16 protein-coding genes are annotated in these 10,249 nt (G+C 35.3%); 11 read left to right on the forward strand and 5 right to left on the reverse strand.

Annotated features, from left to right (window positions below; translation table 11 throughout):
- Positions 1 to 1,235 (forward strand): nickel-dependent lactate racemase family protein (locus ACW8TM_RS10430; RefSeq protein WP_491533231.1); only part of this gene is annotated, 1,235 nt, incomplete at its 5' end.
- A 147-nt stretch (positions 1,236 to 1,382) separates the two neighbouring features.
- On the opposite strand, the gene ACW8TM_RS10435 is transcribed toward ACW8TM_RS10430, so the two are convergent.
- Positions 1,383 to 1,547: a hypothetical protein gene (locus ACW8TM_RS10435; RefSeq protein ID WP_491533232.1), complete on the reverse strand. Its 165-nt coding sequence runs from the start codon at positions 1,545 to 1,547 to the stop codon at positions 1,383 to 1,385.
- A 234-nt stretch (positions 1,548 to 1,781) separates the two neighbouring features.
- Between ACW8TM_RS10435 and ACW8TM_RS10440 the strand changes: the two genes are divergently transcribed.
- Complete coding sequence (locus ACW8TM_RS10440) at positions 1,782 to 2,024, forward strand: VapB-type antitoxin (RefSeq protein ID WP_491533233.1); 243 nt, start codon at positions 1,782 to 1,784, stop codon at positions 2,022 to 2,024.
- The gene (locus ACW8TM_RS10445; protein ID WP_491533234.1) at positions 1,993 to 2,424 is read left to right on the forward strand and encodes a type II toxin-antitoxin system VapC family toxin; all 432 of its coding nucleotides are present in this window, start codon (positions 1,993 to 1,995) and stop codon (positions 2,422 to 2,424) included. The genes ACW8TM_RS10440 and ACW8TM_RS10445 overlap by 32 nt, the downstream gene beginning before the upstream one ends.
- A gap of 152 nt (positions 2,425 to 2,576) precedes the next feature.
- Here the strand turns inward: ACW8TM_RS10445 and ACW8TM_RS10450 are convergent, their stop codons facing one another.
- From ACW8TM_RS10450 to ACW8TM_RS10465, 4 genes are all read right to left on the reverse strand, one after another.
- Positions 2,577 to 2,936: an MFS transporter gene (locus tag ACW8TM_RS10450; protein ID WP_491533246.1), complete on the reverse strand. Its 360-nt coding sequence runs from the start codon at positions 2,934 to 2,936 to the stop codon at positions 2,577 to 2,579.
- Positions 2,937 to 3,244: 308 nt separating this feature from the next.
- Positions 3,245 to 3,940, reverse strand: a complete 696-nt coding sequence (locus ACW8TM_RS10455; RefSeq protein WP_491533235.1) for a succinylglutamate desuccinylase/aspartoacylase family protein — start codon at positions 3,938 to 3,940, stop codon at positions 3,245 to 3,247.
- 19 nt (positions 3,941 to 3,959) lie between these two features.
- A complete protein-coding gene (locus ACW8TM_RS10460) occupies positions 3,960 to 4,118 on the reverse strand; it encodes a hypothetical protein (protein WP_491533236.1) in 159 nt (52 codons plus the stop codon).
- Between the two features lie 73 nt (positions 4,119 to 4,191).
- Positions 4,192 to 5,211: an AAA family ATPase gene (locus ACW8TM_RS10465; RefSeq protein ID WP_491533237.1), complete on the reverse strand. Its 1,020-nt coding sequence runs from the start codon at positions 5,209 to 5,211 to the stop codon at positions 4,192 to 4,194.
- A 220-nt stretch (positions 5,212 to 5,431) separates the two neighbouring features.
- Here ACW8TM_RS10465 and ACW8TM_RS10470 point away from each other — a divergent pair, with 220 nt between their 5' ends.
- From ACW8TM_RS10470 to ACW8TM_RS10505, 8 genes are all read left to right on the forward strand, one after another.
- Complete coding sequence (locus tag ACW8TM_RS10470; protein WP_491533238.1) at positions 5,432 to 6,001, forward strand: hypothetical protein; 570 nt, start codon at positions 5,432 to 5,434, stop codon at positions 5,999 to 6,001.
- An 87-nt stretch (positions 6,002 to 6,088) separates the two neighbouring features.
- Positions 6,089 to 6,220: a hypothetical protein gene (locus tag ACW8TM_RS10475; protein ID WP_491533239.1), complete on the forward strand. Its 132-nt coding sequence runs from the start codon at positions 6,089 to 6,091 to the stop codon at positions 6,218 to 6,220.
- Between the two features lie 8 nt (positions 6,221 to 6,228).
- Complete coding sequence (locus ACW8TM_RS10480) at positions 6,229 to 6,534, forward strand: HTH domain-containing protein (RefSeq protein ID WP_491533240.1); 306 nt, start codon at positions 6,229 to 6,231, stop codon at positions 6,532 to 6,534.
- Positions 6,535 to 6,548: 14 nt separating this feature from the next.
- Positions 6,549 to 6,770, forward strand: a complete 222-nt coding sequence (locus ACW8TM_RS10485; protein ID WP_491533241.1) for a hypothetical protein — start codon at positions 6,549 to 6,551, stop codon at positions 6,768 to 6,770.
- 28 nt (positions 6,771 to 6,798) lie between these two features.
- Entirely contained in the window at positions 6,799 to 7,917 is a 1,119-nt protein-coding gene (locus ACW8TM_RS10490) for a hypothetical protein (RefSeq protein WP_491533242.1), read from the forward strand.
- Positions 7,918 to 8,068: 151 nt separating this feature from the next.
- Positions 8,069 to 9,202 carry an MFS transporter gene (locus ACW8TM_RS10495; RefSeq protein WP_491533243.1) on the forward strand — a complete coding sequence of 378 codons (1,134 nt, stop codon included), beginning with the start codon at positions 8,069 to 8,071 and terminating at the stop codon, positions 9,200 to 9,202.
- Positions 9,203 to 9,292: 90 nt separating this feature from the next.
- Positions 9,293 to 9,679: a hypothetical protein gene (locus ACW8TM_RS10500; RefSeq protein ID WP_491533244.1), complete on the forward strand. Its 387-nt coding sequence runs from the start codon at positions 9,293 to 9,295 to the stop codon at positions 9,677 to 9,679.
- Between the two features lie 129 nt (positions 9,680 to 9,808).
- Positions 9,809 to 10,054: a hypothetical protein gene (locus ACW8TM_RS10505; protein ID WP_491533245.1), complete on the forward strand. Its 246-nt coding sequence runs from the start codon at positions 9,809 to 9,811 to the stop codon at positions 10,052 to 10,054.
- The last annotated feature ends 195 nt before the right edge of the window (positions 10,055 to 10,249 follow it).

The raw sequence follows: 10,249 nt of genomic DNA on the forward strand, positions 1-10,249 counted from the left end.
TTGATGTTCCATCTAGTAATGTAGTTTCTGTTTTGAAGCCTAGGAGGATTTCAGTTGTAGATGAGGATTATATGGTTAGAAGGGCTTTAAATAATCCGATAGGCTGTGGAAGATTGTCGAGTATGGTTAGGAGGGGTATGAAGATAGCTCTTCTAGTTAGTGATATTACGAGGCCTTGTCCAAGCTATAAGATTTTACCTCATCTTGTTTATGAGTTGAATAGGATGGGTGTTAGAGATGATGACATTATAGTTTTCTTTGCAAATGGTATGCATAGAAAATTGACTGTTGAGGAAATGGCTGGGCTTATTGGTTTTGAAATTTTTAGGAGAGTAAGGGCTGTGAATCATGATGCGAGAGATAAATTGAATTTAGAGTATATTGGTAGGACTAGGCGTGGAACTGAAGTTATTATTAATAAGGGTGTATTGGATTGTGACTTTGTGGTAGGGGTTGCTAATATTGATATTCATTATTTTGCAGGTTATAGTGGTGGAGGAAAATCTATGATACCAGGTGTCGCCTCCTTTGAGACAATACAGCAAAATCATTCTTTAATGTTGCTTAGTGGAGCTGAGCCAGGGAGAATTGATGGAAATCCTGTTAGGGAAGATTTAGAGGAGGGTGTGAAAATGGCTGGATTAGATTATATTGTCAATGTTGTTCTTAATGAGGAGGGAGAGATAGTTGATGCTGTGGCTGGTGACTTTATAGAAGCTCATAGAGCTGGAGTTAAAACAGTTGACTTTTTATATAAAATTCCAATAGTTCAAAGGGCAGACATAGTCATAGCTTCAGCAGGAGGCTTCCCTAAGGATATAAATTTCTATCAAGCTCAGAAAGCTTTAGAAAATGCATCCTATGCCGTTAAGAATGGGGGAACCATAATACTTTTAGCAGAGTGTAGTGAGGGATTTGGAAATGAAATATTTGAGAGATGGTTAATGGAGGCCTCAAGTCCAGATGATATCATAGCAAGACTGGAAAAGAGTGGATTCATTCTAGGAGGCCATAAAGCCTTTGCAATAGCTAGACTGCTCAAGCATGCAAAAATCCTTATCTTTACAAATCCAAATTTCAGGAAAATTATTGAAAAGAAAATTGTAATGAAAGAATTTATGAAGCCAATAAGCAATATTAATGAAGCCCTTAAAACATTATTAAATGTCTATGGAAAGGATGCTTCAATCACTATAATGCCTTATGCTGGAAGTACACTACCATTCCTAGAGTAAAGAGCAGTACAATTTAATTTTATACAACCCTTATCTGCACAGCTTAAAATGAAAGTTATATGTGATTATCATAATGATCTCAGCTTAACTCTTATTTTCATCTTGTAGCTTCTATTCATCCTCTCTTTTATAGGTACCACAAATTATCTAAATGAGAAGTCTTGTAGCCAAATTGACTGAAAGATATTCTGAACTTTTCCTTCCAGATTCAAGCCTATCAACTGGAAAAGCAGCAATTGTTGGAAACCCTTGCTCATCAACATGAAATAAAATAAGTCTGGAGAAAACATGCCATAGGGAGCTAAAGTCCATGAAGTATAACCCAATTCCCCCAATCAGTAAAGCTAGATGGAAACGATATGTTGTAAATTTGTTTAAGACTGAATTTTGCATGAGGGTACTATGTATTAATTAGATATGCATTGCTTTCGAATTGAATATAACAAAGTATTTAGATGTTATAATTAGAGTGAGTTAATACATTGTAATGCAATTTTTGTACACAAATTTTATATATACACATGTTATATTGTTGGACGATGTGTTATGAGTACGACGGTATCAGTTCGAATACCAATAGAGTTGAAGAGGGCTATGAAAGAGTTTCCTCATATTAATTGGAGTGAAGTTGTAAGGAAGGCAATTGAAGAGAAGATTAGAGAGGAGAAAATTAGATGGGCTTTAAAAATTATGGATGAAGTTTCCTTAAAAGCTAAACCTATTGAAGTATCTGAAGAGGTTATAAGGAGATTTAGAGATGAGCGATATAAAGGTAGTCATGGATACTAGTGCAATAGCAAAATGGTTCTTAAGAGAGAATGAATCAAAGGAGTGTAGGGAAATAAGAGACTTACACATTAATGGTGAAGTAAAGATTTGCACATGTGACTTTGCATTAATAGAATTGGCAAACATACTTAGATCTACTCCAGGATTATCAAGTGAAGATGTGGTAAATTCAGTTAAAGCACTAAGGGCAATTGAAGTTAATTTAACAGATTCAAATGAGATAGTTGAGGATGCAATTAAACTGGCATATCAGTTAAACTTAACTATTTATGATGCATTGTATGCTGCATTATCAGAAAAACTTGAAGCACCGCTAATAACTTACGATAATGAATTGTTAGTAAAATTTAAGTCGGGGGCAATGAGGGCTTCAGAATATCTTAAAAGTTATATTCATTGAGAACATGTATTACTAAAGTAAATTATTCATATATCTCGCTTCATGATCATTACTTGTAAACAACATGGAGATATAAAATTTGAGATGTATAATATTCAAGCATCAAGACAAACTATTATCATTTGTTCATGATTATGTGGGGTTTCATTTAGTTATTTTTGTGCTATGGGTTGTTTGATTGTTTCTGGGGGTATTAGTGTTGGAATGGCGTAGAGTAGTCTTAGTATTCCAGTTATCATCATTGTTTCTCTTAGGCCTATTATGCTTCCAAGTTGCCCTCCAATGTATTGTCCTATTGCTTGTGTTATTCCGGTTGACATGTTGTATATTGATGTTAGTGTTGCTCTTTGCTCTTTAAGTGGGATTGTGTCTAGTAGGTATATGGTTGAGGCTGTCATTAATGCAGTTCCTCCAACGTTTCCAATTAGTGTTAATATGAGTATTTGTGTGAAGTTTTGTGATATTGCATATGCGAAGGTCCATATGGATGTGAATATTGGTGAAATTATAATAGGGGCTTTCTACCTATCTTGTCTGCTAATTTACCCCAAATTGGTTGTGCTATTTGTGTTACTACTATGCTTAGTGATGATGCTGTTCCAAGCTGACTTGGACTTAAATTAATTATCTCGGTTGCATATACTCCAGTGTAATTTAATGTTAATGTTCATTATCATGTTTGAGAAGAAGCTTGAAGTCATTGCTAGTGGCAGTGCTCCTTTTCTTTAGTCAATCCCATCACTCACAATTATCGTTAAATGACTGATTTAATAATTAGGTAAATAAAGTGACGGGAAATATATAAAGAATTTTGACTAGGTTATTCTAGTTTTCCAGCTATACTTGCAATTGACTCGCCCTTGAATATGTAGGATGGTGGTGCAATTCTTATTAATAAACCGTCTATTCCAGCTTTAACTTCACGTCCGTCTATCTCTCCAATTATGGTTTCATTTTTAACTTCAACTCCAGCCCTTAATTTCGGTTTAGAGAATCCTTCTAGATTGACTGTTACTGGATTCAGCTTATCATATAATTTTGGTTTTCTATCCCTTTTCTCTCCAGCGATTAAGTTTAAGTTTACTAGCAATCCCTTAACTGCTTCGAATAGCATTTCACCAATTTCTGGATTGTATACTCCTCTCCCCCCTGTAACTTCAATTATGGCTGCAGTTTTCCCTTGATGTGAAGCCTCAATGAATAGTTGTCCTCTTAGGCTTGACGACTCCACAGTGTAGGGTAGCAGTATCTTTAGAATATAGTCTTTAACATATTCGTATTCCTTGTGAATTGCAAGTATGTATGGATAGCAGGTTTGACCGCAGCAGTGTAGGTCTGAGATGTAATCTGCTTTTTGAGCTATCTCCCATATCTTTGCAGCTATTTTATTGGTGTGGCTTCCATTAGGATTTCTTGGAAATACTCGATTTAGATCTACGTTGTCTATTGGTGATGCCCTCAATCTACTTCTAAATGCCAGTGGATTTGAAATTGGAATAATCTTTACTGTTCCCATCAAATCTACATTTAATAAGTTATTCTTTTAATTTGAAGGTTGCATATACTCCTGTTGTTTCATCTCCATGTATTCCGCCAGTAATTAGAATTGATGGTTCTCCATCACCAATAGTGTAGACCTTTAATTTCACTTGGAGGAAATCATCAACTATAAATTCATCTACCCTGCACTTCATGAATTAAAATTAAATTCAGAATATATTTGGATTGACTGTATTGGATGGGGGTGATTGAATTCAGTTTTATGCTTTATATTCTCTTAGACGCCTTTTCGTATATTGGGTCTAGGAAATTGTAATTTTTAATTATGCTTAGTTTCTCTAGTTTCTTTATGGTTCTAGTTAATGATGATTTTGGTATGGTTATTCCTTCTCTCTCCTCAATATATCTTCTTATTGATGACCATGATTTTGCTCCTTCAGCTATTGCTTTAAGTATCAGTCGCTCCCTTCTATTCAGCTTATTTATTTCGTTTAATGCCAATTGAATTGCTATGTCGAGAATTCTATCTAAATTTTTAACTCCATCAACATATGATCTGCCGAAAAATACTAGCCATCCAACAATACCATCAAATAAATTTACTGCCTCTTCAATAACGTGCCTATCAACATTAACATTTAACTCATTAAAGCCTTGCCTTAGAAATTTAATTGAAAGATCTCTAGGAAAACGTTCAACTGGTAATTCCAGGAAATATCTGCCATATAGTGGAGAATTTGGATTATCCACACCTACAAAGCTTCGTAGTAAACCTATCTCTGAGCCGCTTAATATGATGGAAATATTGTCTAAATTGTCATATGTATATGCTATTGAAGATTTTACTTCCATTGATATTGGTGGTCGAATCCATTGGACTTCATCAAATATTACGACGATTCTCTCCTCACACCTGTTAAGCTCCTCAAGTAATCCTAGAAGACTTATGGAATCTCTCCCCTTCCATTTAACTTCAACCTCAAGGCCTAACACCCTAACTCCACGAATACCCTTTAAATATCGTTTCAACTTTCTAATTCCAGATGATAGGCCTTCACTAATTCTCTCATATAAGTCAGCTGTTCTCAAAACTCCTCTCATATCTATATAGATGCCAGTCCAATTTTCAAGAAATGACTTGATAAGTGAAGTTTTACCAATTCGCCTAATGCCTAAAACAAGTATTAGTGGATCGCAACGCTCAACAGCGTCATCAAGAACCTTAAGCTCCCTCTCCCTATTAAACAAGTCTCTTCTAGAGCTTTTAGGTCGAAGATCAAAAAGCATGGTTCCACACCGAAACTAAGTTCCACATCGGAACCATAAAAATCTTTCCATAACACATTGTAAAAAGCAAATTCAATCAGTTTTATGCCATCTATTCTATTATTAGAGCATATTAGTGAAGTAATGTTAATAAGGGCTTTGAACTTTTTCAATGGTTCAAGTAATGTTTAAACGCAATAAGGTTTGTGTTTAACGCAAAAACTTGAGTTGGAGGTAGAGTATGTTTAGCACCGAAATCTTAGCTGAGTGGAAAATTAGGGAGATTAAACCTCCCAGCAACGATTTAAAGGAGGACAGAGAGAGATGGATTTTAGCTTCTCTTGGACTAGATGATAAAGGGCAGGGAGTTTACTTTTACTTGGCTTCTAGAGGTTCTACAACAGTGGAGGACTTGGTTGAGGAGTTCAGTTTCAGTGAAGATGAGGCTAGAGGTATTTTAGATAAATTATATACCTTAGGGATTGTTGAGAAGTTGGGTAGAGAGTATTATCTGAAGTATTCACTCGGTGAGGCTATTTTAAGGAGAACTTTACCCAGGATTATTGAGGTTCTGAAGAGTATTGCTAGGGTTGAATCAAGTTTTAGAACCTATAGTTCTAGTAAAGTTGTGGGTGGACGAAGTTTTAGTAGTGTTAGGAAAGCTATACCATATATAAGGTATCTTAGTGAGAAGGGTGTTGTGAAGGTTAAGGTTATCGGTGTTCATGTTTATTCTGGTAGAACCATTGAAGCTGAAGGTTTAGTACAGCAAGTAGATAGTGATAATTTTAGTCTGAGGAATTCTAGTTGATGATGGAGAGTTAGAGGTTGGAGACTTGTGAGTCTGATAGTGTAGACGTTAAGGCTTCATCAATAATTGTTTATGAGGTGAAGGATGATGAATGAAGAATTTGAAGTACTAGCCGAATGGATTGTTAGGAAGCTTAGACCTCCAGAAGCAATACCAGAGGAAAAACGTGAGGAATACATTAAGCGATGGGTTATGTATTCACTAGGACTTGAAAATTAGCTCAAGACATGTACCTATACATTGAGAGAAGAGGCAGTGTCACATCAACTGAAATTGCAAAGCAATTCAACATAAGTCCAAATACAGCTAGAAAATATTTAGATGACCTACACACTTTAGGGCTTATAGACTATATTGGACGTGAATATAGACTTGAATTTAGAAATCTATCAAAAGCAATAGAAATGGTATTAATACCGAGAATTGAAGATACGCTGAGAACCATAGCTAAAACAGCAAGACTAGTTGAAAGAGAAATAACTTACACTGGAGTAGCAGAGATGGTAAGTGAAGAGGGAGAACATCAAAGATAGTATTCATGGCGCCAATGGAGATAGATAATAGACTATTGGAAAGCTGGTTTAGAGCGGGAAGGAAAGTATTAATAGGATGTTTAGGCCCATTAACACTTGCAATGGACATAGACCCAGAACTGGCTGACAAGGTCATAGAAAGAACAATTGTAATGGGGCCATTAACAATACCATCACAAGTCTATGCAATCCTATCAGACAAAATAAGGGTCTTAGGAACAGTTCAAATCACCTAAAATATAAGCAGAACTGGAGTGAAGCAACATGTCAAAGAAACCTTATGGGAAATTACTGGTAATATTCTTTTGTGTTGGTGACGGTAGAAAGGCTATTAATAGATTTGGAGTTAATCCTTGGGAGCTATTGTATGTAAATCCGAAAGTTGGCGAAATTTTATACTTGTTAAGTGAGAAAAGCATGACTATTAATGAATTATCATTAAGGTTGAGAATGGATGTAGATGAGGTCCATAAAATGTTGAGAATGTTGGAAAAGGGAAGATTAATTTACAGAATAGAGAATAGGTTTCTAGTTGCAATTCCAATTCTAACAGTCAACTTATTTAAGAAGATTAGGAGATATCTGGATCCAATAGCAGAATTAGAAGCAAACATAATAGAAGAGGACTATGAAGAAATTAAAGGAAAGGTTATGAAGTTGTCATTTTCAAGGGGATTTAAATGGGAAGACTTAGCCCACATAGTTGTTGATGCATTAATCCTAGACTTCGGCACACTGGGAGAAATAGAGAAACTTGAAGAGAAAAAAGGAATACGCAAACTCTACAGTTACTGGCAGAAAATCATTCCCTTCCTAGGAGCTGAAAACAGCTGGGAAATACCACATTTGGGGGTAAACTCAAATAAACTTAATAGATTTGGAATAAGTGTTTTGCACAGTACACTATTCACAAGAGAAATAGATGTAACCCAGCTAATGAGAAAAATTAAGGAAAACAAAGAGCTTCTATCACTCCTATTCAAAGAGTCAGTACCACTCGATAGCATAAAGGCTACGAAACACCTTCAAAGCATTGAAAGACTAAGGAAGTTGAAGTTGATAAGAATGGTTGATGGGAGAGTTGAACTCAACATACCAGTAATAAGGGAAGTTGATAAAATAGGACTAACAGAAATTGTAGAAAAAGTTTCAGTAAAAATTGCAGAAGCAGTAATAGACAACATAGACAGGATATTGGAAAGTTATAGGCAGCTAAACTATTCAGATCATCTAGAAGGAGCTGGAGACTACCTACAACTAATATACCACATATTGATGGGATACACAGTTAAGAAGCTTATAGAAAGAAGAATTCTACCAAAACCACCAGAAATAGCGCCACCAAACTATGCAGTGTGGATGTGGAAACCCCATGGACACTAAAAATCAAAAATAATCAACCTTAAAATGATTACTAACACATCTAAATGAATTTAACTGGTAATTGTGGTGAAAAGCTAGGTAAAACTATTTCTATTAATGATCGTTTTATACATGTTGTTTAATTTTATGCTGTCACATCGGTGATGCTGCTATGTGGAGAGTGTTACTAACATCATTTCTAACAAGCTTTGTTTCAGGCGGATTAGGTATCGCAATCCCGCTAGTCTTGTTGGAGAGAGGTGTTAGCTTGGCTGAGATTGGCGTTATTATGAGTATTCTTCCATTTGTCTTTCTTTTTGTTAGGATTTTGTTTGCTGTTTTGGCTGATCAGATTGGTTGGTCTCCTATTTTCCTTGTTAATTGGTCGGCTTTGACTTTGGCTACTTTGATTTATTTGATGGCTGTTTCGCCATTAGATTTTGCTATTGGTAAGGTTATGGAGGGGGTTTCTGCTTCAGCTTATTGGGCTGTTAGTAGGACTGCCACTTATCTGTTGTCGCCTAGGAGAGAGGCTGGTGAGGCTACTAGGGTTATTGGTGTTGTTACGCTTGGCTTTGCTATTGGTGGAGTTGTTACTGGATTTGTAATGTCTTTGGTTGGGGCTTGGAGTGCATTTATAGTACTTCTTATCGCGTCTATGATGCTTCTATATCCAACTGTGCTTTTGTGGAGTGAGGGGAGGAAAGAGGCTAGGCTGGATTTAATTTGTGCTTTGAGAGCTTTAGATTTTAGGGGTAAGGGTAGGGATTTTTGGTGTGTTTCTGTGATTATGGCTGTTAATAGTTTGGCTAGGTATCCTTTAACGTCGCTTGTTCTTCCAGTTTTTATGTCTAGGGTGCTTGGCTATAATTATATGATGATTGGAGGAGTATTTATGGTGTATAGTATAGTATCGTCTATAATAGTTTTTATAACAATGGGGATGTCACTTAGTTTGGCTAGGGCAATTATTCAGAGTGTAATGTATTTGGTTGCATGTATGTTTTTACCATTTTCATCTGAATACTTCATGTCTGTTTTTATTGTTTTATTGGCTGTTGCAAGTGGGTTTGGAACTAGGTTTTATGAGTCAATAATAGCTATGGTAAGTAAGGATAGGAGGGATACATTGTCGATAGATATTGGAATACTCCATATACCAATGAGGATTACTGAATTCCTATCGTTAATCATATTTAGCATATTGATGGAGAAGTATGGATATCAAGTGCCCTTCATCTTGTCAGGGGTGGCTTACATTATATTCTCAATACTCTCTTATCTACAAGTTAGGAGTCACAAGTAAGTTATGGATGAAAATTGGAATAGTGATAATTAATGGCTGAAATGTTATTAAGGCTTAATTGTTGATAATATTTAATTTGGAGGTTTGCTTTTGAATGAGAACTATGTTCATTTAATTCTTGGTGAAAGGGAATTTAAGTTAATGGTTGAGGCTCTTAAGGTTTATATGAGAGTTGTTGAGAGGGGAACTTTGAAATCAGAAATAGGTAGAGTTGTTGAAATTTTAAATTCATTTAAGAATATTCCATATCCAGTGATTGCAATTAATCCTAGGCCCTCTTTATGGAGTAAGATTAAAGCATTACTGTTCGGCTCAACATATGTATATACTGATGCAGACTTATATTCGAAGAGGCCAATTGAAATTTATTTGGCTTATTGTAGGAGGCATAAAATATTCTTTTACTATCACCCATATGAACCTTGTAGGAAATTTAACTGTCCATTATGCTTGAGGGAAAAGAAGAAATCTAGTTAAAATTTGGTCAAAATGTATGATTGAGATTAAAAGTTTATTAATGATGTAAATAACATTTTATGCCCAACTCTTTTCATGGAGATTTTAAAGATTTATTTTGTGGTTTACTAATGCTTATTTGGTGATTTTATGCTTAGGTTGAGGTTGGTTAGATGGTTGCTCTCTAAGTTTTTAGGTGGATTTTATGTTTGTACTCTTCTTTACTGGTTATTTCCAATTTTTGGTTTGGATTGGAAGTCTATGAGTTTTTGGGAGTTTTACTCATGGATTACTTCAACATTATTTTTAGCTGGAATAACTGCATATTTGCTGGTGACTCCGCCTACATTTCTGTCTATTAGGACTTGGTTCAGAAAAAGAAGTAGGGAAAAGTAAAATTGTAAGGGTGATGTTTTGAATTGTTGGATGAAGAAGTCTGGTTATTTTGAAATGTGTTAAAGTTGGAAATTTCCCTAGATTTCGAGAGGATTATTTTGACTCATCATGTTATGGTGTTATTGGTGTAACATGTGTCAAAATTAGATTTGGAAAAGGAAAGGTGAATTAGTTGGAGAGAATAAGGGTTTTCTT

Source organism: Candidatus Culexmicrobium sp., from assembly GCF_058356305.1.